The organism is Acetobacter suratthaniensis (assembly GCF_017377745.1).
Classification (GTDB): domain Bacteria; phylum Pseudomonadota; class Alphaproteobacteria; order Acetobacterales; family Acetobacteraceae; genus Acetobacter; species Acetobacter suratthaniensis.
Genome location: NZ_JAFVMG010000058.1, coordinates 1 through 700, shown reverse-complemented (window position 1 = coordinate 700; position 700 = coordinate 1). Strand labels below are relative to the sequence as shown.

1 protein-coding gene is annotated in these 700 nt (G+C 52.7%); it reads right to left on the bottom strand.

Going from position 1 to position 700, the window contains the following annotated elements; all coding sequences use genetic code 11:
* Positions 1-197: 197 nt before the first annotated feature.
* A partial coding sequence (locus J2D75_RS14285; protein WP_207855459.1) for a hypothetical protein occupies positions 198-700 on the bottom strand: 503 nt, incomplete at its 5' end.

Here is a 700-nt window from a genome sequence, read left to right as displayed (position 1 = left end):
GGAGGCTGACGTCCGCTTATGCATTATGTGTTTTCGAAACCGACCTTCCGCTTCCCCTCCTAAACCGCCTGTCTGCTTACCAAGAGCGGTGCAGACAGGCGACCGTCGCCCACCCTGCGACATTTCCAAAGAACGGGTACTACGCTTTTCGATCCCTTTGAAGGGGCAGTAGTTCAAGGGTAGCAGGTAGCGCTTTCCTATAGATGAGGCGTGTCGTGTTCATCTTTCATACAACACGCTTTATTCAGAGCCATGGCGAAGCGAGTCCGTGTTGCTTGCCCCATACGACTCATGCCGCAGGCATCGCGCATTCTTGCAATGGCATCCTCGTCCAGGCAGTCAATGGCGATGGCACGACACGCCAGATCCACGAGGACAGCAAGAGGGAACATGGCCGGGTCCATGGGTTTTTCCACCATTAATGATGACAAAGGCAATCGTGAAACGACAGCCTGACGATCCGACCACAGAAAAGTGCCAACATCTTCCTCGGTGCGTGCCATCGATGAGGGAATGGCGCTCTGGATGCGTTCACGAATCTCACGACCGACACGACTGAACCCGTGTGCCCGTGATAGAATTTGAATAAGAATGTCTTCCCGCATGATCTTCGCCTGATCGATTGTACGAATGGTAAGTTGAGTCAACGTTGGCAAATAATCGTCATGCGTAAATCTGGATGGATCAGCCTCGATATCCG